Raw genomic sequence first — 23644 nt, 5'->3', positions numbered from 1 at the left:
ATGGCGGTAGCACAGCAAGTACTTATTGTGACAGGTGCTGGTGGTGGTATGGGAAAAGCGATCATACAAGGGCAGCTTGAGCAAGGAAATATTGTAATCGGTATCGATTTATCAGTTGCCTCACTGACTAACCTAGCGCATGAATCTTTACAAACGTACGAGGTCAATGTTCTACAGGAAGAAAGTATTCAGGCGATTACCAAAGAAGTTTTCACGAAATATGGTCAAATTGATGGACTCGTCAATGCACTAGGTATTGCACAAGCTGCAACACCAATTGAGCAAGTAACGATGGATGAGTGGAATCGTCTTATGGACGTAAATGTAAAAAGTTTATTTATAACAACGAAGGCTGTTGTTCCATATATGAAGGAGCGAAAAAAAGGCTCGATTGTGACGGTAGCATCTATTTCCGCAGTCCGCCCCCGTCCTGGCTTGCAGGCGTACATTGCTTCGAAAGGAGCGGCGGAAAGCTTTACCCGTGGGCTGGCGATTGAGCTTGCATCACATCAAATTCGTGTTAATACAATTCATCCAGGACCAGCGAATACACAGATGCTAGCGCAGTTTACAGCAGAAGGTGCAGATGCAGAGCAAACAAAGCATGATGTCTTTATCCAATCAGTGCCACTTGGTCGATTAGTCGATCCAACTGATATAGCAGGTGCAGTAAATTATTTACTATCAGATGCATCAACAATGGTGACAGGCACAACATTACATGTTGACGGTGGTCGTGGCTTATAGGAGGGGTACGATGCAAGTGATACCGATGCTCATAAATGGTAAGTGGGTACAAGGAGATGGTAAGGGATTAATAGATGTCGTAAATCCATCTACTGGTGAAGTACTCGCGCAAATTAAGAATGCTAGTAAGGAACAGGCAGACGAGGCGGTACGTGCAGCTCGGTTTGCTTTTGAAAGTGAAGAGTGGCGTCAAGTGAAGGCTTTTGAGCGGGGACAGCTACTCATACAATTAGCACACTATATTCGTATGCATGCCGAAGAATGGAGTTTGCTAGAGTGTCGTGATGTTGGTAAGCCTTTGACACAGGCACGGGCAGATGTGGAAGCGGCTGCTCGCTACTTTGAATTTTACGGCGGAGCGGCAGACAAGATTATGGGGGACACAATTCCTATCGAAGACGGTATTTTAAATGCGGTTGTCTTAGAACCAGTTGGGGTTACTGTCCATATTGTGCCATGGAACTATCCTTTACAAATTACAGCAAGAAGCGTTGCCGCAGCTATTGCAACAGGGAACGCAGTAATTGTTAAAAGTGCTGAGGATACGCCTTTGACGACGCATGCTATGACGAAATGGTTTGCTGAAAAATTGCCGAAAGGGATTTTTCAGCATATAACAGGCTTAGGTCGAGATGTAGGACCATTTTTAACGACACATACTGATATTGATCATATAACTTTTACTGGTTCTGTCCCTACTGGTATTGAAGTGATGAAGGCAGCGGCTCAAAACATTGTTCCTGTCACTTTAGAACTTGGTGGCAAATCGCCAAATATTGTCTTTGCAGATGCGCCGATGGAACAGGCACTAGAAGGGGTAGTCCGTGCCATTATCCAAAATGCTGGACAAACATGTTCTGCGGGTGCGCGGTTACTTATTGAAAAAGATGTGAAAGAAGCTTTCGTCGAAAAGCTAGTTACGAAATTTCAAGCATTGAAGGTCGGCCCAGGAGAAGCGGATGTTGATATGGGGCCACTTTTAAACCAACGGCAATACTTGAAGATTTCCACACTTCTGCAGCAGGCGAAAGAAAATGGCTATGTCATCTCTGGTGGCGAAACCATTACGATTAAAGGCTATGAAAAAGGCTATTATATTCAACCGACCATTCTCGATGGTGTAGATGCAAATGCTACATTAGCACAGGAGGAGATTTTTGGTCCTGTGTTAACAATATTAACGTTTACCACAGTGGAGGAAGCGATAGCACTAGCGAATGGTACCGATTATGGATTAGTGGCAGGTGTTTGGTCAAAAGATTTAGACACAGCACATTATGTGGCAAGTCGGGTGAAGGCTGGCCAAGTGTTCGTCAATAATTATGGTGCGGCAGGCGGGATTCAAATGCCATTTGGCGGTTATAAAAAGAGCGGCATCGGTCGGGAAAAGGGCTTTGTTGCTTTAAGAAATTATACACAAATGAAAAATATTGCGATACGCTATGCAACACCCAATCTCGACCGTGAGTAGGAGGGGAGCATGTGGAACAAGCACAAGACAAGCAAGTGTTGTTAGAAGTTAATCAATTAAATGTACAATTTCATTTGAAAAATGGTAAAAAGGCAAAAGTAGTAGATGATGTAAGCTTTGTTATTCATAAAGGTGAAACCGTTGCACTTGTTGGAGAATCTGGCAGTGGCAAGAGTATAACATCACTGTCAATTATGCGCTTGCTTCCGATGCCACCTGGAGAAATTACGAAAGGTGACATTATTTTAAATGGAAAAAATCTATTACATTATAAAAATAAAGAAATGAGTATGATACGTGGCAATGAAGTGAGTATGATTTTTCAAGAGCCGATGACATCACTTGATCCTGTTTTTACAATCGGCAATCAAATGATGGAATCGATTCGAAGGCATCAAAAAGTATCCAAAAAACAAGCAAAAGCAATGTCACTACAGCTATTAAAAGAAGTGGGCATTGCCAATGCAGAAAAGATCATAACAGAATATCCACATCAGTTATCAGGCGGGATGCGACAGCGTGTAATGATAGCAATTGCAATGTCCAATAATCCACAACTCTTAATCGCAGATGAGCCTACAACAGCTTTAGATGTAACTGTGCAAGCGCAAATCTTAAAGCTAATGATGAAAATGAAAAAAGAACAGCACTCAGCCATTTTGTTTATTACACACGATATGAGTGTTGTTGCTGAAACGGCAGATCGTGTGATGGTCATGTATGCTGGACAAATTGTGGAAGAGGCTTCTGTCCGAGAGCTCTTTCTTCAGCCCAAACATCCTTATACAGTTGCTTTATTAAAAACGATGCCTAGTCTTGAAACAGATATGACTAGATTACCTTCTATCCCTGGCACTGTGCCACCAGCCTATGCACTGCCGGATGGCTGTCGTTTTGCACCACGTTGTCCATTTGTTATGGAACATTGTCGTCAAGTAACGCCACAGACTAGGCTTATCCAGCATGATCATAGCGTACGATGTCATTTATTCACGGAGGAAGGAGCCCTTACACATGACGGAGAGAGAAGTTTTACTTGAAATTCATCATTTAAAAGCCTACTTTCCTGTGAAACGAAAATCTATGAAGGAAGAGAAAAAAGTCGTCAAGGCTGTAGATGATATTTCAATTGCAATCTTCAGTGGTGAGACACTTGGAATTGTAGGAGAGTCAGGTTCAGGTAAGTCCACATTTGGACGTACAATTTTAAAGCTCGTTGAACCGACAGACGGAGAAATTTTATATAAAGGCCAACCTATTCAACATTTGAAGGGACGCCATTTACAAAAGTATCGCAACCAAATGCAAATGATATTTCAAGATCCGTTCGCATCGTTAAATCCACGGATGCGTATTGGATCCATCATAGAGGAACCGATGGCATTACAATTAACGTTGTCAAAAGTGGAACGTAAAAAACGAGTTAGCGAGCTTTTACAAAAGGTTGGTTTACCTGAAGATGCTATGTATAAATTTCCCCATGAATTCTCGGGTGGGCAACGACAAAGAATTGGTATCGCTCGCGCACTTGCTATCAATCCAGAGTTTATTATTGCAGATGAGCCTGTTTCTGCATTAGATGTTTCGATACAATCACAAGTATTAAATTTAATGATGGATTTACAGGATGAATTTCATTTAACGTATTTATTCATTTCGCATGATTTAAGTGTTGTTAAACATATTAGTGATCGTGTTGCAGTGCTGTATTTAGGGAGAGTAGTAGAGCTAGGCGCGAAAAAAGAGTTGTATGCAAATCCTCTCCATCCATATACACAGGCATTACTATCCGCGATTCCGGTTGTGAATTTTGATGAGCCGAAGCAAGTAGTGCCATTACAGGGGGAGCTACCAAGTCCGATGAATCCACCAATTGGCTGCGTATTCCATACGCGCTGTCCATTTGTCATGGAGAAGTGTCGTTTAGAACGACCTATACTTCAACACCTAAATGCGCAACAGCAAGTAGCATGTTTTTTATATGATTAATAATCTGAATATTCAATCTTAAAGGTGGTGTATAGATGTTCCGCAATATTACCGACGTACCTGGTGTGAAGGTAGGTCATGCAGAAAATAAAGAGGGGATAACGGGATGCACCGTCATTCTAGTAGAAAATGGAGCAGTTTGTGGCGTCGATGTAAGAGGCTCTGCACCGGGCACCCGAGAAACAGATGCGCTCGATCCAATCAATGAAATTCAGCAAGTGCATGGCATATGCTTAGCTGGTGGCAGTGCATTTGGCTTAGATGCCGCCACAGGTGTCATGCATTACTTAGAGGAGCAAGATGTTGGGGTAGATGCAGGTATTGCAAAAATACCAATTGTACCTAGTGCAGTATTGTTTGATTTATTTATCGGTGATGCACATACAAGACCGACAGCTCAGATGGGCTATGAGGCAGCGGAAAATGCGTCGATTGGACCTTTTTTAAATGGAAATATAGGTGCTGGATATGGCGCTACAGTAGGTAAGCTAGCAGGACCGCAATATTGTATGAAAGGAGGATTGGGCAGCAGCTCGCTTGAAGGCAAAGAGGGACTTGTAGTAGGAGCACTTGTTGCGGTAAATGCAGTAGGTGATATAAAGGATCCCAATACAAGAGCAACGATTGCGGGAGCCCGTAACCGAGAAACGGGTCAATGGCTGGATAGCTGTATGTATTTAGAAGATCATGGACAATCACAGGCCCTGTCTGGCACGAATACGACAATTGGCGTCGTTGCTGTGAACGCAAAGTTAACAAAAGCAGAGGCAAAAAAAATTGCCCAACTAGCACAAAATGCATTAGCGCGCACGATATATCCTGTCCATACAATGCTAGATGGCGATACGATTTTTGTTTTGGGCACTGGACATCAATCGTATCCAGTAGACTATCTTGGGCACTTAGCAACGAAGGTCGTAGAGGAAGCCATTATTGCTGGTGTTAAAGCTGCTACTAAATTAGAAGATGTAGAAAGCTATTCAAGTATTCAACAACATAAAGGATAAAGGGGGAGAAACACTTGAAGCCGATTAAAAAGTGGTTTTTGCTAATGCTGTTATTGCTAGTAGGGGTGATTATTAGCGCATGTTCAAATGATAACGACAAAAAAGATACAAATAAAGTCACTACAACTGGGCAAGCGCCAACGGAAGCACCACAAGAAATTGTTGTTCGAATTAATGATGACCCGGATTTTTTAGATCCGCATAAAGCGACAGCGTCTATTTCCTACCAGATGATTCTTAATATTTTTGAAGGGCTGATGGCTCCTGAAACAGACGGCTCATTAAAAGAAGGGCTTGCTGAAAGCTATGATATTTCGGAGGATGGTCTAACCTATACATTTAAAATCCGTTCAGGTGTGAAATTTCATAACGGAGAGGATTTAACAATAGAAGATATTCAATATTCTTTTGATCGCTTAATGGGTAAAAGTGGTGGAGAAAAAATGTCGAATAACTTTGATAATGTGGCGACTACCGAAGCACCAGATGCTAGGACCTTTGTTATCAAGTTAAAAGAACCGAATTCTAATTTCTTATATTCACTTACTGCTCGCCAATCAGCAATTATACCGAAAAGTAATGATGGCAAACACAATGAAAATCCAATTGGGTCTGGCCCATTTGCCTATGTAAAATATGCTCCTGGTTCAAATTTGGTACTGAAAAAGAATGATAGCTATTGGAAAGAAGGCTTGCCTAACTTAGACAAAGTAACCTTTACCTTCCAATCGGATGATCAAGCAGCCATTATGAGCTTAATGGCAAATGAAGTTGACTTAACAAGTGTTCCTTGGCAACGCGTTAATGAAGTGGAGAGTAGTCATCATTTATCGCATCAAAACAATAACTCTTCCTTAATCGTGACGTTTAATGAAACGAAAGCGCCTTTTGATAATGTGAAAGTGCGTCAGGCAATGAACTATGCGATTAGTAAATCGGATATTATTGACTCGGTATTTGCAGGCTATGCCGTACCACTTGGCTCGAACATGAGTCCAGCAATGGGGGACTATCAAAAGAAAGGTTTAGAGGACATGTACAAGCTTGATGTGGAAAAGGCGAAAGCGTTATTAGCAGAAGCTGGTTATCCAGACGGCTTTAAAACAAAAATTACAGTGTCCTCACATAACGATATTTATTCAAATATAGCGCAAATTGTTGCGGCTAACTTAAAGGAAATTGGCGTGGATGTAGAAATTGAAGTAGTGGAATGGGGTATTTGGCTTGATCGTGTGTACTTCGGCCGTGACTATAATATGACAACGATTGATTTAACAGGTCGCGCATCTGCCTATGAAATACTAAATGACTATATCTCTACAAATGATAGTGAAAACTTCTTCTTATTTAAGAATGATGAATACGACAAAATCATGGCAGACGTGTTAAAAGAAACAGATACTGCAAAGCAAATCGACTACTACCAACGCGCACAAGAAATTTTAGCAGAGCAGGCAGTGTCCGTTTATGTGGCGGATTACCAAATCGTGTGGGGTTCTGATAAGCAAGTGACAGGTCTGAAGAGCTATCCATTCTGGTTCCACGATATGTCGGAGGTAAAATTCTCAAACTAGAAAGAGATGATTGCAAATGATGTATATCATACGTCGATTCATCCTGTTAATAACAACGATTCTTCTAGTGTCAATCATAACATTTGGTGTTTTTCAAATTTTACCTGGAGATCCTGTTCGAACAATGTTAGGAACGGAAGCAGATTCTACACAAATTGAAAATTTGCGGTCTGAGCTTGGTTTGGATCGCCCCCTTTATGAACAATACGCTGATTGGATGAAGGGATTATTGACAGGGGAATTAGGCAATTCCATTCGTTTCTCAATGCCTGTAAAAGATTTATTGTTTGATAGACTTCCTGTAACGATGTCATTAGCATTGCTCACACTAACTATTGTATTGCTCGTTTCCTTGCCGCTTGGCATGTTTGCAGCGAGACGACAAAATAAGCTGAGCGATGTGTCATTATCGACGTTGACACAAATCGGAATGGCTGTTCCTTCATTTTGGCTAGGTATGATGCTTATTTTATATGTCGGAATGAAATTTAGCTTTTTTAAAATTAGCGGCTATATCCCTTGGACACAAAGTGTATCTGGTGCGTTAAGTACGCTTGTCCTTCCAGCGTTAACAATTGCTATACCCCAAATTGCTGTCAACTTCCGGTACGTGCGAACTGCTATTTTAGAGCAAATGCAGCTTGATTATGTTCGAACAATACGCAGTAAAGGAATGTCGGAGCAAAATGTTATGTATAAGCATGTTTTAAAAAATGCGATGATACCGATATTAACGGTCTTTGGATTAATTATGGCAGAAGTGGTGGCAGGGACAATTATCGTAGAGCAAGTATTTTCATTGCCAGGTGTTGGTCAGTTACTCATTACTGCTATAAGTAATCGCGATTTTCCGTTAGTTCAAGGAATTGTCATGTATATAACGGTTGCAGTAGTTGTTATTAATTTTGTCGTCGATATTTTATATTCTGTTTTAGATCCAAGAATCCGATTACGATGAGAGGTGGATGCAATGAAAATGGTACAGCGCTACATGAAAAATATAAATTTAATCATTGGTCTACTCGTCATAGTCGGATTTTTAGTTGTAATGGTCATCAGCTTCATTTACACGCCACATGATGTCAATACGATGAATATACCCGAAAAATTGCACAGTCCGAGTAGTAAGTATCTCTTTGGGACAGACGAATTCGGGCGTGATATTTTTAGTCGGATGATGAAAGGGACACAAACTGCATTTGCGGTCGGCTTATTAACGGTATTTATTGGCTCAACATTTGGTATTTTAATCGGTGGTATAGCAGGGTACATCGGTGGCTGGGTAGATGAAATTTTTATGCGTTTGATGGATGCTTTAATGGCATTTCCAGGGATTATTTTAGCTTTAATGCTAGTAGCTGTTTTCGGACCTGGGGTAGTCAATACGGCGATAGCACTTGGGGTTATCGCAATACCAGCCATCGCTAGAATTGCACGCAGTGGTTTTGTTCAACATCGTGATGCCGAATATGTACTAGCTGCTAAATTAATTGGTGTAAAGCCATATAAAATTATGTTTCGCCACATTTTGCCTAATATATCATCACAAATTATTGTGGCAGCAACGGTTACTTTTGCCACCGCAATGCTCGCTGAAGCAGCACTTAGTTATTTAGGGCTTGGCGTACAACCACCAAATCCTAGCTGGGGACGTATGTTAAAAGATTCTCAGGCTTATTTAGTGAAAGCGTCTTGGTATACATTTGCACCAGGAGGAGCCATTTCGATGTTAGTTCTAGGATTGTATATGCTGAGCAATGCCTTACGTGATTACCTGGATCCTCGTTCAAAATCATAAAAAACGGCTATTGTCATTGCGATAAAAAACATTCTATACTATATAGATTACGCATGCTAAATACGAGGGGGCAATATACATGAACACAACAATTATTACAACAGAAAATGACTTACAAATAGCTTTTGCTATTCGGAAAGCTGTATTTATTGAAGAACAACAAATTCCAGCTTCAGAAGAATACGATGAATATGATGCACTCGATGCTGTATGTGATCACATTCTTGTGTATTACAATGCGCAGCCTGTTGGCACAGGTCGTTTACGAGTTGTAGATGGCTATGGGAAGCTTGAGCGAATTTGTATTTTAGAGGAATTTCGAAAATATGGGCTAGGAAAAGTAATTATTCAAACGCTAGAAGCATTAGCACAAGAAAAGGGCTTAACGAAATCGAAATTAAGTGCGCAAGTATATGCAGAGGGCTTTTATGAGAAGCTCGGTTATACACGGACAGGCGAAGAATATCTGGACGCAGGTATTCCCCATATTTTAATGAAGAAGCAATTTAACTAATAGACAAAATTATCCTATATTTTAATGAAACCAAAAGAGGTCTTCTCAAATGATTTTTGAGAAGACCTTATTAGTTATTAAAATTACTTAGTAATAGGATGCCATACACCTTGTTCGTTTTTAACAAAATTAATTTTGAATGTAAAATCCATAAATCGTACAAGTATAGTTCCTTGCGTTTCACTTAGTTGTTCAAATTCTGCTTCCTCAATACCATTATAATTATAAGCACTTAAAAGCATCTGAATTTCCTTTGTATAATAATGTTCCTTTATTTTTTGATTATTTATATACTTTTCAATTTCCGATCGTGTATGTGTCGCTAATAATGAATAATGTGCTAAGTAATCCCCTTGTGCTTCTGAAATTGCATACATCTTCGCAATGGATAGAGGTTTAACACCTTTAAGAACATTTAAATCATAATTTTCTTTAAATGCATTATAAAGTGATTGTTCCTTATCGGTTAATGTAAAGGTTGGTTTAAGCTTTTTTACTCCGACAACTTTTCCGATAAATGCTTCATTATTTACTACTTCAACTGTCCCACCTTTTTTATTCATATAAACGGCATACTCATTTTCTTGCAATGGTGCAAGGTTTACATCAATCGTTTGCATTTTTACAGCATCCATATGAAAGCGACTGTTAAAATAATATTTATAAATTTCCTGCTGTTCGGGTTGCGTGAATTGCACAGGAGCCACTGCACCTGGCAAGGCAAGGTACTCACCATTTAACATTACTTGCCCATTCGATGTTTGTACTTTATCGCCTTCAATACCAAATACAGGAGAAACTACAGTGTCAAATTTATCGGAATAAGCAATATAATCACCTACTTTGATTTTTGCATTTGGGTCAACCACCATTTGAGTATGTGATAAAACCCACTGTTTACCCATAATAAAAGAAATGGTAGGGTCAATCACCAATTTACCATTGGATTCGATAATCGGTAGCTCGGTTTCATTTTTTTGCAGTAATTTGACAACGTCATAAGGATCTGTTGGTAATGTCGCAACTGTTTTTGCTGCGGTTGCCTCATGCGTTGTGAATTGTAACTTCAAAACGACACCTAAAACCAAAACAAATGTCAGCGCAATTAAGGGTACTTGCCAATATTGTTTTTTGATGCGTTTATTTACAGGTCGGTTAGGCATGAGCATACGTTGTTTCATATCCTCCGTAAATGGAACGTCTGCACGAAGCTCTCGCTTTAATTCCTCCTTTAAATTATTCATGGAAAAACACCTCCGGCTGTGCTGATAATTTTGATTTTAGTAATTCTTTTCCTCTACGTAATCTTGTGCGCACAGTATTTTGAGAAAGATTTAGCAAATCGGCAATTTCTGATACCTCAAATTCCTCATAATAAAACAATATAATAACTTCCCGATAGTGAATCGGTAACTTCATCACTTCTTGCTTTAACGAAAGAAATTGTTGCTGTCGCATTACTTCCTGTTCAGCAGATTGTTCATTCGTCCAAAAGGGTATTAAAAATTGCAATACGTTTCTGCGCTTTATTTTACGCAATTCATCGTGACAGCGATTAATTAAAATTCTTGTTAAATACGTTTTTCAATGATGCATCTTTGCGAAAAGCGTCACTCTTTGTGGCAAATGTAAAAAATACATCCTGCGTAATTTCCTCTGCGAGTTGCTTGTCCTTCATATATAAATAGCTTAGATGGAATAGGTATTCACCGTATTCCTCGACCAGCTGTTCCATATTACGACCACCTTACTTGTCTTTTAATCTTAGACGAAAAAATCTAACGAAATTGTTCAAAAAATAAAAATTGTTAAAATAACTAGTATTCTATATGATTATTAATAAAGATGTGTAGAAGGGGTTATGTACATGATTAGACATATTGTGATGTGGAATCATAAAGATGAATTTAACGGAGAGCAACAAACACAGAATGCACAAATCGTCAAAACAGAGTTAGAAAGCCTGACAGATAAAATTAACGGGATTATCTCATTAAATGTTATCACAAATCCATTAGCATCTAGTAATCGACAAGTACTGTTGAATAGCCTATTTGAAAGCGAAGAACATCTACAACAATATCAAATTCATCCAGACCATGTCCGTGTTAGCAAGTTGGTAGGTTCATTAATGAAAGATAGAACATGTATGGATTTCGAGGAAGAACTTTAATTTTATAAAACGAACTCCATTTTAATTAGTTCAAAATGGAGTTTTTTGTTTATAAAACGATAATGGCGCTTCCTGTTTCGTTGGAAAAGATGTGATGTCACCATGTTTTGTTGTGGTTGCACCGGAATACCGATTAGCCAAGGAAAGAAGGGGGGGAGTTGTTGAAAGAGAAGAAAAAGAGTAGCAGAGATTGCTACTCTTTTTTTGTTCGTTAGATGTCTCATAAAGTAATTTGGTTTTCAATTATGTTATAAAACTACCCCAGTTGGCAAACATATGAAGTTTGTATTTAATGTATGGTGAGTTGTAAAACCAAGGTAATTTAATCCTCCACCGATAGTGAATGCATAAGTACTGCCTAAACCAGTAATACGAGCGTTTACTCCTGTTCGCATGAAATTCCCTTCTGAAGCAGTGGTGCGTAAATTAGAATAGCTAGCAAATACTTGACGACCACCAGATAACTGTGTTGTAAAAGTTGCAGATACTGCTATATCAACAGGCGTTGAACCATGTCTAACTCTGACCTTACGTGATGCAGAAGTAGTAGAGAATGGCGTTATTGTATTTGAAAGAGCTGCAACAGTGTTTGCTTGTGTGTTCTCAATTGCTTGGTGATAAAATATGTCTTCTGAACCCCAACCTTCATCTTCCAAATAATTAAAAGGAAGTTCAACAACGCTAGATGTTGTCGTCTCAATTGCTCGTTGTTTAAATACTTCTAGAGAAACCCAAGCTTCTTCTTCAAAATCCTCAATTGGAGAAACTTCAATATCTACTAGACCGTCTCCCCATGTCACTGTGGATTTTACTTCGTTTAAAATTTCTATATATTGTTGATGTAATTGTTCTTTTTCTTCTTGACTTAACTTAGTTGCTGATGCGGTACTATTATTTGTAATAAAGAGAATACAAGCGAAAGCAAAAAGGGCCGTGAAAAATTTGTAAGTTTTTATCGACGATTTTTTTTCCATTTTATCCTTCTCCTTATCTTTCAAATTAACTCACTAGTGTCGCATTTTTAAATTTTCAATGTTCTGATTTTTAAATCAACTTGGTTTTAATAAAAAACAAAGACACTCAAGTAGAGATAGTGAACATCTATTTTTTACTATAATCTCAGACTGGTGCGACAGAGACTAAATAACTTTATGAGACGGTACTTCCTGAAATAGTGTAAAAGCACATCTTTGCGCGTTTCTATAAAACTAATTTAATATAAGTAGCTACTAATTTATACTTGTGTTTAATTTGGTGCTTAACTAAGCAAGTACAATCAAACAGTAGCAATCATCGCGATATTCCCTTAGTTGTGTACAGCTTGCTCAATGTAACTGTACTTTTTTAATTCAGTGATACTCTTCATAAACATATGCAGTAAATGAAGAATATTAAGTTATAGTGTTGAATTATGTTCATGCGACGATAGTGAGGATAATTAAATTTTATAGTGATTTTATATTTTTTGTCTAGTGATAATATAGAAAGCGAGAGTATAAAATATTTAATATAAATGAATAAGAAGAGAATAAAAGGAAGCGCTTTTCTTTGTGGAATAATGTAACCTCAATCAATTCATCCAGACCATGTCCGTGTTAGCAAGTTGGTAGGTTCATTAATGAAAGATCGAATATGTATTGATTTTGAAGAAAATCTATAAAACAAACTCCATTTTGATTTTTTCAAAATGGAGTTTGTTGTTTAAAATGATAATGGTACATCATGTTTCGTTGGAAAAGATGTGATAGCACCAAGTTTTGTTGTGGATGCACCGGCATAATGATTAGCATAGCTAAGGAGAGGAGTAGCAAACGTTTCGCAAAATGCTTCGACTGTCTCTGCTGTAATATTTTTCAGCAACAACATACTTAAAATGGATCCAATAAAGGCATCACCTGCACCTGTTGTATCAATCGCTTGTACAACATTAGCAGAAACGTACACATGTTGTTGCTTCGTATAAAGACTAGCGCCTTGTGCACCATGGGTCACGAAAATCACTTGGACCTTCCCTTGGAATAATGATTGAACCGCTTGTTGTACATTGTCTATATGAGTTAGAAACGATAGTTCCTCGTCAGAAAGCTTCACGATATGTGCGCTCGGAATAAAATTCAAAATCGTTTGTTTACATGCTTCAGTGTCTTGCCATAGAGGGAGTCGTACGTTCGGATCAAAAGATACGAGGCAGCCTGTATGATGAGCCTGCCCAATGATTGCCTCATGTGTGTGCTTCATTGGACTGTCTACTAAGTTCACTGAGCAAAAGTGGAGGATGTCTTTCGCTGTAAGTAAATTAGCTGGTAATTGTTCTGGTCGATATAGTAAATCAGCCGCATTTCTGCGGTAAAATAAAAAGTCACGATCTCCATCTGCTGACAAAGAAACAAAGGCGAGGCTTGTTTCGCCTTCAGTTGTTTGCGCAATATATTGGGTGTCCACGCCAGCTTGTTTTACTGTATTGATTAAAAAGTCACCAAATGCATCTTGCCCTACCTGTGATAGTAAAGCAGCATGTTGTCCCATTTTTGCACAGACAGCGGCCACATTGGCAGGGGCACCTCCAGCATTTTTTGTGAATTGTTCTACTGATGAAAGCGAGTCACATTGTTCAGTAGGGGTAAAGTCAATTAACAGCTCACCGATTGCATATAGTTTACGCATACAATTCCTCCTCTTACCATAGAAAATTCATTCCTCTAATAACTTAGCTTTTTGATTAGGGATATAAATTGTATAAAAAATCCCTCCGAAAATTAAAACAATGCCAACAGTTTGCATAATGCTAGGCATGAAATCGAGCAATAGCATATCTAATAAAATAGCAACGACTGGATCTACGAATACTAAAACAGAAACTAGTATAGTAGATAGATTGCGAATACTATCGAAAAATAAATAATAAACGAATCCAGTGTGAATAAAGCCTGTACCTAAAATATAAAGCCAATTCGTTGTAGTTAATCCTTCAAATAGTGAAAAGTCCACAAAAGGTAATAGTATGACAATACCAACAGTCGTTTGTATAAATGTTAATGCATAGGAACTTAAATTTTTAATCGTTCTGCTCGTTAACATTGTAAATGCATAAAACAAAGCAGAGAGTAGTGCCCAAACGAAGCCTGACTGCATAAATTCAGACAGAGAAACAAAATTTTGTAAACCTATAATAAAAATACTACCGATAAAACAAGTTAATGTTGCGACAAGAGCTTGTACTGTCATTTTTTCCTTTAACAATAGAGCCCCTAAAATAAGCACAAATATAGGTGCCAAATTATAAATTGAAATGGCAATCGAGATCGACATTTCTTCAAATGCTTTAAATAAAAATACCCAGTTTAAGACGATAAATACGCCGCATAGAAGGGTACGTGCTATTTCTTTTTTGTCCCATACTTCGTTTTTATGACCACCTGTCATTAGCCATAATAAACAAAGAAAGAGGGTAGCACAAATACAACGGATAAAGACAAGCTCAATAGCAGGTACACCAGTATGGATAGTAAAAAAGCCGATGGAGCCGAAAATGGCCATCGATACAGTAAGTTTTATTACTGCAGAAATATTCATATCAAACCTTCTTTCTCGTAGACAAACAATAGCTACTGATTTTTTTAGTTATCATGTTAGTAAAGAAACCGATAGTGTGTTTTACTGTCGGCTCTTTATATTGGTAAATAATCGTTACTCGCGGATTTGCCCATTTCCATGGATAAAATACTTTGTTGATGTTAATGCAGGTAAGCCCATTGGTCCACGTGCGTGTAATTTTTGTGTACTAATACCAATTTCGGCGCCATAGCCGAATTCAAAGCCATCTGTAAAGCGAGTAGAGGCATTATGGTAAACGGCTGCCGCATCTACATTATTTAAAAATGTATCTGCTACAAGTGGATCTTCCGTAATAATGGCTTCCGAGTGGTTTGTACCGTATTGATGAATGTGCTCGATGGCCTCAAATACGTTTTCGACAACTTTAACGCTTATTTTTAAATCTAAGTATTCCGTAGCAAAATCTTCCTCTGTAGCGAGCTGCGCGAAATCTACCGCTTGGCAAACTGTTGCATCACCGATAATTGTTACGCCTGCTTCGTGCAAAGCGTTTAGTAGCTTTGTACCGTATTCATTAAACCAATCCGGATGAATAAGTAAGCTTTCAGCAGCGTTACAAACAGAAGGACGTTGTGTTTTGGCATTTCTACAAATTCTTTCTGCTTTTATGTAATCAGCAGTTTGGTCAACATAAATATGGCAATTGCCTGCTCCTGTTTCAAGCACTGGCACTGAAGCTTCACGAACGACTAAATCGATAAGTGCCTTACCACCACGAGGTATTAATACATCTAGGTATTCTTTTAAATGAAATAATTCCTTCGCTGTTTCACGACTCGTATCTTCGATTAGTTGCACTGCATCAACAGGGATAGACGTTTTACCAAGTGCTCGGTGAATACTTGAAACAAGCGCTATATTTGAAAATTTAGCTGAAGAGCTTCCTCGTAAAATAACGGCATTGCCTGTTTTCAACGATAATGTTGCTGCATCAACAGTAACATTTGGACGTGCCTCATAAATCATGCCGATCACACCAATTGGTACCATACGCTTTTCAATATGCAAGCCGTTATCTTTGTCAATGTGCTCAAGTATTGTACCAACTGGGTCATTTAATGTTACAAGTAAATGAATTGCATCTGCCATTGCTGTAATTCGGTCCTTGTTTAACATAATGCGATCAAGTGTTGAAGCGGGCATACCTTTTTCTTTGCCACTTGCTAAGTCCTTTAAGTTTTCTGCAATTAGCATATCTTGATCGATGATTAATTGCTCAGCAATTTTAGTTAATGCATCATTTTTCTCGCAAGTTGTTTTAATATTTAATACATAGCTTGCTGTCTTTGCGAGTTGTCCTTTTTGATAGACTTCACTAGTCATCTTTATGCCTCCCTAATTCGTTTGTATTTTTAACCATTTGTCTCGATGAATGACTTCTATTGGATAGTTCGTTAATTCATCGGTCCGTTTTCCCATCGCATGTGCTAGCTCAAGTGATGAGTATAAAACTTCGCCACGTCCAATAAGCCTATTTTCACTATAAACCTCTACAACGTCACCTTGTTCAAAGTCTCCTTCAACACGGTAGACACCAGCTGGTAGTAAGCTTTTACCATTTTCTAATAAGGCAATTTCCGCGCCGTTATCTACAAAGATTTTACCAGAAATTTCCGTAAGTGCAATCCACTGTTTATTATTTGTTAATATAGCGAGCGCCTCATGCTCAACATATGTCCCATCTCCATGACCATCCATAATATCGACGAGCTTATGCGCACCGTAGCCTGTGCCGATAAACACCTTAACACCAGCATTTAAAGCTGCTCGCGCTGCCAATAGTTTAGACTCCATACCACCTGTTCCGACTTTTGAACCTGCACCATCAGCGAAGCCAAGCATTTCATCTGTTACTTCTGTTAAACGATCAATGCGCTTTGCTTGCGGATTTTTATTGGGATTAGCATCGTATAAGCCGTTGATGTCTGTTAGGATAATGAGCTGGTCTGCATGAACAAGTCCGCTTACAAGTGCGGATAGCATGTCATTATCGCCAAATGTTAACTCACTGACAGATACAGTATCATTTTCATTAATAATTGGGAGTATAGCTCGCTCTAACAATTCCTCAAATGTTGCATAGGCATTTTTATAGCGTTCTTTTTTCGAAAAATCAGTACGTGTAAGTAAAATCTGAGCAGGCATAATATCATAAATACTAAATAGCGCATGATATGTTTGAATAAGCAAACTTTGGCCGACTGCAGCAGCAGCTTGTTTCCCTTTAACTGTCACTGGACGAGAAGGGTAGCCTAATTGTTTAAAGCCTGCTGCTACAGCACCTGAAGATACAAGTAAAACTTCATGGCCACATTTTTTTAATTCTGCAATCGCTTGCACATGATCCATTAAGCGTACTTTGTCAATTTCGCCTTTTGCATTCGTTAAGGAGCTACTGCCAATTTTTACGACGATTCTTTTTCTTTCCATCACATTTCCTCCAGTTCACCATTCATGGTCGCACGTGTCTTACAACATGAAAACATTTGTTAAATAACAATAAAAAACCTTTTCATCCTAAAAATTAGGACGAAAAGGTTGCTTTCCGTGGTACCACCTACATTGAATATCTTGAGATATTCCACTTTCCTCATAACGCTTGAGACTGCGCCTAGTTTGGCTAGGACGTTTCACGAAGTAGGTTCAGTAGTCTTTTTTGTACAATGCCTTTCAGCCGGTGGGCATCGCTCTCTTAGCAATTAGTTTCTACGTACTAGTCTTCGTGCGCTTTATAGGTATTGATTATTTTAGAGAGGTCCGTACCATGTATAATGGCCACAGGCTCTCGTTCGTACTAGTAATTGAATAAAGAATGCACTACTTCTGTGTGTCTGTCAAGCTGAATCGAAAAATTCTGTGTAAATGAGGACAAAATGCTGAAGTTGTGAACATTCTACTAAATGGGGGATGTCCCATAAACTTGCTTAAAGTGTCAAATAGAAAAACATCTTATTTAAACCACCAAATGGCAACAAATAAAGGTAACATGGCCAAAATCATCACAAAGAAACTCCACAATATTTGTTTACCTGTTGTCATATTTTTTGGCTTAATGCTCATTTTTTCATAGAGTTGGTTGATGGCGCTTTGCTCTTTTGCGTAGAGCATTGATTGAAATTCATCATAATCTTGTATATAACTTGATGGAGGTCTGGGGCTGAAACGTAAATTTCGGATATCGTCCGTAATATCTTTTTCACCAATCCAATAGGTAATAACTGGTGCCAAGCCAGAGGATTGCATTGCTTGAACGTCGATATTATGTGTTTTCATTTTATAAAAGACATTCCCTTGCTCGTCCTCCAATTCTTGAACAATATCGCTTACTGCCATCGACGACACCTCTTTCTTCTTACAATATGGACTAAATATAGAGTGTTAATTTTCATTATAATGCATGGACGAAGAAAAATGTTGTGTGAACGAGCATTAATTGAAACAATAATTTTTTGTAAAAATTCTATATATAGTCATAAACTCACAACTAAAGTAGCGAGTGTCGTGTAGTATAATGAAAATACAACCATTATAATTATGGTTTTTTCTAAAAGTAGTGGAAAGAAGGGGAATAATTGGAATTTTCAACGTTGCTAACGTTTTTAGGTGCAGCAGTCATATTAACGGTAATGCCAGGGCCAGACAATTTATTTGTCCTTGCACAAAGCATTACACAAGATAAAAAGGCAGGCATTGCGACTTCATTAGGTTTATGTACAGGTTTGCTTGTTCATATCGGAGCTGCAGTTTTAGGAATTTCAGCTATTATTTATCAATCGACGGTTATCTTTTCGGTTGTCAAATTTGCAGGTGCCGCCTATTTATTATATTTAGCATGGCAATCATTTCGAGCAAAAGATAATCTATTTACATTGGAGCAACAAAATATTCAAGCTTTAGGTTTGCTGTATCGCAAAGGAATCTTGATGAATTTGTTAAATCCAAAAATTTCTTTATTTTTCTTAGCACTATTGCCACAGTTTGTAAATCCAATACACGGCCATGTGGCGTTACAAATGCTAATTTTGGGTATGGTATTTTTAGTGCAGGCACTTATTTTATTCTCGTTATTTAGTATTTTTGCAGGGAAAGTTAGAAAAGTCATTATAGGGCGGCCAGCAATTGCTAAACGCTTGAATATGGTACAAGGCATACTATTTACATTTATCGGTATACAAATCGCACTAAGTAAACAATAAAAGGAGGAGGCTATATGGCTATTTTACATATTACCTTTAGCTTGTCTACACACGGTTCTATTAAACACGCGATACGACAACACCATTTACAGCGAGAAGAGTCGGTGATTTGTGTCAATGATGTTTTCTCAATCGGACCACTTGCAAGCTTGGAAAATCGTAAAAAATGGTTAGAAACTAATGTTTTTAAGGATATAGAAGAAAAAGAATTATACGAGGACATCCATAAGATGTGGATGAAATCAATAGCCGGCATCCCTTGTGATTTGGATGTTTGGATTTGGTATAGTCAAAATTCACATGAAGAAATTGGTTTGCGCTATGTGATGAGCGAGTTTATAACTAAATGCAGCATGGTATTTGGAATAGATACAACCGCAGCTTTAAAGCGAATTCAGCCAGATATGTCCATTCGGCATACTGGAGAACTATCATCGGATTTGCTTATGAAACTTCGATCTGATGCTAAACGGTTTACACATGAGGAGTGTCGGCGACTTGCTAAAGAATGGGAAGAGCTAAAGCAAAATCCAAGTACATTGCGCGTTTGGCAAAAGGGCATTGTTCATGCAGAGGAGCACATTTACGATGCAACTATAATTGAATGTGCAAAAGATTTACGAGCTAACAATGAGGAGTTATGGCTTTCACCAGTGAGTGTCATTGGGCGAACTTTCAATAAAATCGAGGACTATATGAGCGAAGCCTTTTTAGAATATCGAATTTTCACCCTAGCTAGGAAAGGGTTATTTGAAATTAGCGGTGACACGACAGATATGTATTCTTATCAGATAAAATATATAGGGAAATAATTAGTTTCCTACAATAACTTTCAAATCATAAAATTAAAAGCGGAAGAATGCTATAAAGCATCCTTCCGCTTTTAGTCGTTGTTTCTTGAAGGTCCCATTTTCTCATAATAATCAAAAACAAATTTCTGAAATTGTCGTGCGGAAGGGGAAAGGTAACGATTTTCAATCCAAGCCATCCCGATAATACGTTCACAGACCATATCTTCAACATGAATTTTTACGACTTTTTTTGGATTAAGATCTTCATCATCAGGTAGTAGTGATACGCCAAGGCCTGCGCCTACAAATCCTGCTACGGTCGAGACCTCATCACCCTCATAGGTAATTTTGGGCTTAATGCCCGCTGCGTTTAATAATCGATCAGCAGTACGGCGCAATGCATAGCCTTTTTTCATAAGTACAAAGTTTTCATGCTCTAGTTCCTTCATTGTAATGCTTTTACGATTGGCAAGGTGGTGATCAATTGGCACCATAATGTAAAGCTCATCTCGCCACAGTTCCTTCCAGCATACAGGTGGTTCTGTGTTAATAGCAGCAAGTAGGCAAAGATCAAGCTCACCTGCAAGTAGTTGTTTTAATTGTGAGTGTGAATAGTTTTGTGTGAAATGAAAGCGGATTTGCGGGTGTTGCTGACGAAAGGCGCGGATCAAATCAGGTACAATACTCGTTCCAAGTGTATGTAAAAAGCCCAGTGACACATCTCCAAGCTCAGGATTATTAAGCTCTTGTAATTCTAATACTGCCTTTTCATATTCTTTGCGCATACGCTGCACACGATATAAAAACTGTTCTCCATAACGATTTAGCATGATGGAACGCCCTTGGCGGTCAAATAAAGGAACACCTAATTCCTCCTCAAGCTTAGAGATTGAGCGACTTAGTGCAGGCTGGGAAATAGCTAATACATCCGCAGCACGTGTCATATGTTCAAGCTTTGCTACTGTTGCGAAATATTCCAATTGTTGCCATTCCATTTTTTTCACCTCCAATAATAGTATTACTATTAGTTACCTGCATTATAACGGTAAAAGTATAGGAAGTATAGGTAACGTGGAAATATTTTATAAGGTATAACAAAGGATTTTTAATAAAGTCATTTTTATAATTTTTAAGCAACCCTAAATGGTGATTATACAAGGCTTCAACCTCACATCATTCATGCATGAAAAGTATCGAAACGATAAAAACTATAAATTGTACATTATGAATAAAGGGTGTTAAGATAGACACATAAAATACACAAATACAAATTTCCGTGAAGGGGATATTATAAAATGAAGTTATCAAAGCCGCAACCTCTAACAATTGAGGGAGGCAAAAAAGCCGTACTATTACTGCATGGATTTACAGGTAGCACAAAAGATGTGAAAAAGCTAGGGGAATTTTTATCAACACGTGGTTATACTGTTCATGCACCTATCTATAGTGGTCATGGAGTAGAACCAGAAGCCCTACTTGAAACAAAGCCTGAAGACTGGTGGAATGATGTAGTAGAAGGCTACAACTTCCTAAAAAATAAAGGCCATGAAGAAATCGCAGTAGTAGGAATTTCACTTGGCGGTGTCTTTTCATTAAAAGTAGCAGAGCAATTTCCTGTTAAAGGAGTTGTTGCCATGTGTGCGCCGATAACACGCGATAGCTCAAAAGGATTATTTACACGTTTATATAATTACGCAAGACTTTATAAACACTTTGAAAACAAATCAAAAGACCAAATTATTTCTGAATTACATGAATTACGAATTACACCAAAAGATTCTTTAGATGGCGTTACACGCTTAACTGAAGAAACGCGTGAAGATTTACCAGCAATTAAAGCGCCAACTTTAGTACTGCAAGGATTATTAGACGATGAGCTATATCAACAAAGTGCTCCGTTTATTTTAGATACAGTTAAAACAGATGATAAAGAAATTATTTGGTATGAAAATTCAGGTCACATTATCACGTTAGATAAAGAACGTGAGAAAGTTTATGAAGACGTGTACAATTTTTTAAACCATATTGAATGGTCTGTTGCAAACTAAGAGCTGTCTTCTGACAGCTCTTTTCTTTTTTAATTTAACTTATTAGCTAGTAACTGTACAATTAGCAATCAACTACGAAAAAACTATTGTTTTTATAATAAATGCCTGTTACCATAGTGAAATTGTAGTGAAAATTCATTCGATTTAACTTATTTTAGCAACTCCTCTACTTCTATAAGTGGGGACGAACCTAATAATCACTGAATTATGAGAAAGCTTAAACCAGTTTGAATCAGGTTTAAGCCCCGGCGGAGATCACAGATTTTAAGAGTGCTTTTCGAGCAAGCTCGAAAAAATCTGGACGCAACTACGCCAAGGTAATTTGCTATAGTCAAACACATCTAAGGAGTACATCAATTATGCAAAAGAAAATACCTTTTTCTACTTATGCAGTCATAGGAACGATGTTATTCGGACTGTATTTTGGAGCGGGGAATCTTATTTTTCCAATTCAACTTGGACAACTTGCGGGAACAAACTTTTGGTTTGCACTGATCGGCTTTTTAGTTACCGCGATCGGTTTGCCATTTTTAGGCATTTTAGCGATTGGTTTATCGGGTAGTAATGGTCTGCGTGATTTAGCAAGCCGCATTCATCCTTTATTTGGCGTTGTTTTTTCACTAGCGCTATACTTAACAATCGGTCCTTTTTTTGCAATTCCTCGAACTGCTACAGTACCATTTGTCGTTGGTTTTGAACCATATATCAATGCGGAATATACAACAATTTTACTAGCTCTGTTTAGCTTTATATTTTTTGCAATAGTCTATTATTTCTCGTTAAATCCTGCGAAGATTATGGACTATATCGGTAAGGTACTAACACCAGCCTTTTTAGTTGTATTATTTATTTTAATTATTATCAGTATTGTGAAGCCGATGGGTCATTTCCAACAGCCAATCGGTGACTATATCCAGTCTTCCTTTATGACGGGCTTTAAAGAAGGCTACAATACGATGGATGCACTAGCGTCACTTGCATTTGGTATCGTCGTTATTAATGCTATAAAAAGTGCAGGTATTACAGATAGAAAAGAAATTGCTAAGGCAACATGGACATCAGGTATCTTTGCGATGGCATTAATGACACTAATTTACGGGCTCATTACGTATATGGGCGCATCGAGTATTGAGGCTGTCGGAACATTTGAAAATGGTGGATTAATTTTCGCAGCAGTAGCCGACCATTATTTTGGCTCATTTGGTGCAATTTTATTGGCTGTAATTATTGTGCTAGCTTGTTTAAAAACAAGTATTGGCTTAATTACTTCTTGTAGTGAATTTTTCCATGAAGTTTTCCCGAAAATAAGCTATAAATGGTTTGTATTCATTTTGTGTGTTGTGTCATTTTCAATAGCCAACTTTGGTTTAAATAATATTATTCAATTTGCGATTCCGGTGTTGATGTTCTTATATCCACTAGCAATTGTCCTTATTTTACTTGCTTTAAGCTCTTCGCTATTTAACAATAAGCAAGCAGTTTATGCATCTGCGATGTTCTTAACATTTTTCGTTAGCCTAATCGATGGCTACAATGCACTCGTTAATAGCATTCCAGAAGCAAAATTAAGCTTTTTGGATTCAGTAGCAGAGTTGTATTCAAATGTTTTACCTTTATATGATATCGGGTTAGGCTGGATATTACCGGCTGTAATTGGTGTTATTATTGGATTAGCTATGCCTTCAAGAAAAGTATCAACAATTAACTAACACATGAGAAAG

Annotated in this window: 24 protein-coding genes; 14 read left to right on the top strand and 10 right to left on the bottom strand. The window is 38.1% G+C overall.

Going from position 1 to position 23644, the window contains the following annotated elements; all coding sequences use genetic code 11:
- The 9 genes from ACIQXJ_RS09705 to ACIQXJ_RS09665 all read left to right on the top strand — a co-directional run bounded on the left by ACIQXJ_RS09705 (position 1) and on the right by ACIQXJ_RS09665 (position 9100).
- Positions 1-747 (top strand): SDR family NAD(P)-dependent oxidoreductase, encoded by a 747-nt coding sequence (locus ACIQXJ_RS09705; RefSeq protein WP_403052709.1) that lies wholly within the window; start codon positions 1-3, stop codon positions 745-747.
- A 10-nt stretch (positions 748-757) separates the two neighbouring features.
- Complete coding sequence (locus ACIQXJ_RS09700; protein WP_403052706.1) at positions 758-2218, top strand: aldehyde dehydrogenase family protein; 1461 nt, start codon at positions 758-760, stop codon at positions 2216-2218.
- A gap of 11 nt (positions 2219-2229) precedes the next feature.
- Positions 2230-3258 carry an ABC transporter ATP-binding protein gene (locus tag ACIQXJ_RS09695; protein ID WP_403052703.1) on the top strand — a complete coding sequence of 343 codons (1029 nt, stop codon included), beginning with the start codon at positions 2230-2232 and terminating at the stop codon, positions 3256-3258.
- Positions 3233-4207, top strand: a complete 975-nt coding sequence (locus ACIQXJ_RS09690; RefSeq protein WP_403052700.1) for an ABC transporter ATP-binding protein — start codon at positions 3233-3235, stop codon at positions 4205-4207. The genes ACIQXJ_RS09695 and ACIQXJ_RS09690 overlap by 26 nt, the downstream gene beginning before the upstream one ends.
- Positions 4208-4242: 35 nt before the next feature.
- The gene (locus tag ACIQXJ_RS09685) at positions 4243-5214 is read left to right on the top strand and encodes a P1 family peptidase (protein WP_403052697.1); all 972 of its coding nucleotides are present in this window, start codon (positions 4243-4245) and stop codon (positions 5212-5214) included.
- A 44-nt stretch (positions 5215-5258) separates the two neighbouring features.
- The gene (locus tag ACIQXJ_RS09680; RefSeq protein ID WP_403054878.1) at positions 5259-6788 is read left to right on the top strand and encodes an ABC transporter substrate-binding protein; all 1530 of its coding nucleotides are present in this window, start codon (positions 5259-5261) and stop codon (positions 6786-6788) included.
- 16 nt (positions 6789-6804) lie between these two features.
- Positions 6805-7746: an ABC transporter permease gene (locus ACIQXJ_RS09675; protein WP_403052694.1), complete on the top strand. Its 942-nt coding sequence runs from the start codon at positions 6805-6807 to the stop codon at positions 7744-7746.
- Between the two features lie 12 nt (positions 7747-7758).
- Positions 7759-8586 carry an ABC transporter permease gene (locus tag ACIQXJ_RS09670; RefSeq protein WP_403052691.1) on the top strand — a complete coding sequence of 276 codons (828 nt, stop codon included), beginning with the start codon at positions 7759-7761 and terminating at the stop codon, positions 8584-8586.
- A gap of 79 nt (positions 8587-8665) precedes the next feature.
- Positions 8666-9100: a GNAT family N-acetyltransferase gene (locus tag ACIQXJ_RS09665; RefSeq protein WP_403052688.1), complete on the top strand. Its 435-nt coding sequence runs from the start codon at positions 8666-8668 to the stop codon at positions 9098-9100.
- Between the two features lie 83 nt (positions 9101-9183).
- Here the strand turns inward: ACIQXJ_RS09665 and ACIQXJ_RS09660 are convergent, their stop codons facing one another.
- From ACIQXJ_RS09660 to ACIQXJ_RS09650, 3 genes are read right to left on the bottom strand one after another with little or no spacing between them, the layout of a single operon-like run.
- Entirely contained in the window at positions 9184-10344 is a 1161-nt protein-coding gene (locus ACIQXJ_RS09660; protein WP_403052685.1) for a hypothetical protein, read from the bottom strand.
- On the bottom strand, positions 10337-10639 hold the full coding sequence (locus ACIQXJ_RS09655) for a sigma-70 family RNA polymerase sigma factor (RefSeq protein ID WP_403052682.1): 303 nt from the start codon (positions 10637-10639) through the stop codon (positions 10337-10339). Before ACIQXJ_RS09655 ends, ACIQXJ_RS09660 begins: the two co-directional genes overlap by 8 nt.
- A 16-nt stretch (positions 10640-10655) precedes the next feature.
- On the bottom strand, positions 10656-10835 hold the full coding sequence (locus tag ACIQXJ_RS09650) for an RNA polymerase sigma factor (protein WP_403052679.1): 180 nt from the start codon (positions 10833-10835) through the stop codon (positions 10656-10658).
- Between the two features lie 132 nt (positions 10836-10967).
- Between ACIQXJ_RS09650 and ACIQXJ_RS09645 the strand changes: the two genes are divergently transcribed.
- The gene (locus ACIQXJ_RS09645; protein ID WP_403052676.1) at positions 10968-11273 is read left to right on the top strand and encodes a Dabb family protein; all 306 of its coding nucleotides are present in this window, start codon (positions 10968-10970) and stop codon (positions 11271-11273) included.
- A gap of 248 nt (positions 11274-11521) precedes the next feature.
- Here ACIQXJ_RS09645 and ACIQXJ_RS09640 read toward each other — a convergent pair whose 3' ends face one another.
- The 6 genes from ACIQXJ_RS09640 to ACIQXJ_RS09615 all read right to left on the bottom strand — a co-directional run bounded on the left by ACIQXJ_RS09640 (position 11522) and on the right by ACIQXJ_RS09615 (position 18221).
- Complete coding sequence (locus tag ACIQXJ_RS09640) at positions 11522-12247, bottom strand: hypothetical protein (RefSeq protein ID WP_403054919.1); 726 nt, start codon at positions 12245-12247, stop codon at positions 11522-11524.
- 727 nt (positions 12248-12974) lie between these two features.
- Positions 12975-13937 carry a carbohydrate kinase family protein gene (locus ACIQXJ_RS09635; protein WP_403052673.1) on the bottom strand — a complete coding sequence of 321 codons (963 nt, stop codon included), beginning with the start codon at positions 13935-13937 and terminating at the stop codon, positions 12975-12977.
- A 27-nt stretch (positions 13938-13964) separates the two neighbouring features.
- Entirely contained in the window at positions 13965-14846 is an 882-nt protein-coding gene (locus tag ACIQXJ_RS09630) for a DMT family transporter (RefSeq protein WP_403052670.1), read from the bottom strand.
- Positions 14847-14960: 114 nt separating this feature from the next.
- Positions 14961-16211, bottom strand: a complete 1251-nt coding sequence (locus tag ACIQXJ_RS09625; RefSeq protein WP_403052667.1) for a glutamate-5-semialdehyde dehydrogenase — start codon at positions 16209-16211, stop codon at positions 14961-14963.
- Between the two features lie 12 nt (positions 16212-16223).
- On the bottom strand, positions 16224-17318 hold the full coding sequence (proB, locus tag ACIQXJ_RS09620) for a glutamate 5-kinase (RefSeq protein ID WP_403052664.1): 1095 nt from the start codon (positions 17316-17318) through the stop codon (positions 16224-16226).
- Between the two features lie 519 nt (positions 17319-17837).
- Positions 17838-18221, bottom strand: coding sequence for a sodium:proton antiporter (locus tag ACIQXJ_RS09615; protein ID WP_403052661.1), 384 nt, complete (start codon positions 18219-18221; stop codon positions 17838-17840).
- Between the two features lie 239 nt (positions 18222-18460).
- Here ACIQXJ_RS09615 and ACIQXJ_RS09610 point away from each other — a divergent pair, with 239 nt between their 5' ends.
- Positions 18461-19084: a LysE family translocator gene (locus ACIQXJ_RS09610; RefSeq protein WP_403052658.1), complete on the top strand. Its 624-nt coding sequence runs from the start codon at positions 18461-18463 to the stop codon at positions 19082-19084.
- A 14-nt stretch (positions 19085-19098) separates the two neighbouring features.
- Positions 19099-19896, top strand: a complete 798-nt coding sequence (locus ACIQXJ_RS09605) for a DUF1835 domain-containing protein (protein ID WP_403052655.1) — start codon at positions 19099-19101, stop codon at positions 19894-19896.
- 71 nt (positions 19897-19967) lie between these two features.
- On the opposite strand, the gene ACIQXJ_RS09600 is transcribed toward ACIQXJ_RS09605, so the two are convergent.
- The gene (locus ACIQXJ_RS09600) at positions 19968-20870 is read right to left on the bottom strand and encodes a LysR family transcriptional regulator (RefSeq protein ID WP_340824840.1); all 903 of its coding nucleotides are present in this window, start codon (positions 20868-20870) and stop codon (positions 19968-19970) included.
- Positions 20871-21170: 300 nt separating this feature from the next.
- Here ACIQXJ_RS09600 and ACIQXJ_RS09595 point away from each other — a divergent pair, with 300 nt between their 5' ends.
- Both ACIQXJ_RS09595 and brnQ read left to right on the top strand, forming a co-directional pair.
- Complete coding sequence (locus ACIQXJ_RS09595; RefSeq protein WP_172771105.1) at positions 21171-21923, top strand: alpha/beta hydrolase; 753 nt, start codon at positions 21171-21173, stop codon at positions 21921-21923.
- Between the two features lie 359 nt (positions 21924-22282).
- A complete protein-coding gene (gene brnQ, locus ACIQXJ_RS09590; protein WP_403052652.1) occupies positions 22283-23632 on the top strand; it encodes a branched-chain amino acid transport system II carrier protein in 1350 nt (449 codons plus the stop codon).
- Positions 23633-23644: the final 12 nt, after the last annotated feature.

The sequence above is a fragment of the Lysinibacillus sp. NPDC097868 genome (genome assembly GCF_044761135.1).
In the GTDB taxonomy this organism is placed as follows: Bacteria; Bacillota; Bacilli; order Bacillales_A; family Planococcaceae; genus Lysinibacillus.
This window is presented reverse-complemented; position numbering and strand designations above follow the sequence as displayed.